This is a genomic window from Caulobacter sp. GW821-FHT10F06 (genome assembly GCF_058809215.1).
This window is the reverse complement of record NZ_JBXASK010000020.1, coordinates 1-1,175: the sequence shown is the minus strand read 5'-3', so window position 1 is coordinate 1,175 and position 1,175 is coordinate 1. Positions and strand designations below refer to the sequence as shown.

Annotated in this window: 1 protein-coding gene; it reads right to left on the bottom strand. The window is 64.5% G+C overall.

Annotation, left to right across the window (positions count from 1 at the left end; translation table 11 throughout):
* The coding region (tuf, locus tag AC1RUS_RS23540) for an elongation factor Tu (protein WP_492919048.1) at positions 1-1,175 on the bottom strand (1,175 nt) is incomplete at its 3' end.

Here is a 1,175-nt window from a genome sequence, read left to right as displayed (position 1 = left end):
GCGACGACGCCGGCGCCGACGGTGCGGCCGCCTTCGCGGATGGCGAAGCGCAGGCCTTGGTCCATGGCGATCGGGGTGATCAGCTCGACGTCCAGCTCGGCGTTATCGCCCGGCATGATCATTTCCACGCCTTCGCGCAGGCGGATGATGCCCGTCACGTCGGTGGTGCGGAAGTAGAACTGCGGACGATAGTTGGTGAAGAACGGGGTGTGACGACCGCCTTCTTCCTTCGTCAGGATGTAGGCCTCAGCCGTGAACTTGGTGTGCGGGGTGATCGAACCCGGCTTGCACAGCACTTGGCCGCGCTCGACGTCTTCGCGCTTGGTGCCGCGCAGCAGCACGCCCACGTTGTCGCCCGCTTGACCTTGGTCCAGCAGCTTGCGGAACATTTCGACGCCCGTGCAGGTCGTCTTCTGAACCGGACGGATGCCGACGATTTCGACTTCCTCACCGACCTTCACGATGCCCTTCTCGACGCGGCCCGTGACCACGGTGCCGCGGCCCGAGATCGAGAACACGTCTTCGACCGGCATCAGGAACGGCAGGTCGACCGGACGCTCCGGCTGCGGGATGTAGGCGTCGACCGTTTCCATCAGCTTCAGAACGGCTTGCTCGCCGATTTCCGGGGTCACGTTGTCGATCGCGGCCTTGGCCGAACCGGCGGTGATCGGAATGTCGTCGCCCGGGAACTGGTACGAGCTGAGCAGCTCGCGCACTTCCATCTCGACCAGCTCGAGCAGCTCGGCGTCGTCGACCAGGTCGACCTTGTTCATGAACACGACCAGGGCCGGCACGCCGACCTGACGGGCCAGCAGGATGTGCTCGCGGGTCTGCGGCATCGGACCGTCGGCGGCCGAAACCACCAGGATCGCGCCGTCCATCTGCGCCGCGCCCGTGATCATGTTCTTCACGTAGTCGGCGTGGCCGGGGCAGTCGACGTGCGCGTAGTGACGGTTAGCCGTCTCATATTCCACGTGCGCGGTGTTGATCGTGATGCCGCGGGCCTTTTCTTCCGGCGCAGCGTCGATGTCGGCGTAGTTCATCGCCTTGGCGCCGCCAACCTTGGCCAGCGTCATGGTGATCGCCGCCGTCAACGTCGTCTTGCCGTGGTCAACGTGACCAATCGTGCCGATGTTGCAGTGCGGCTTAGTGCGTTCGAACTTTTCCTTGGCCAT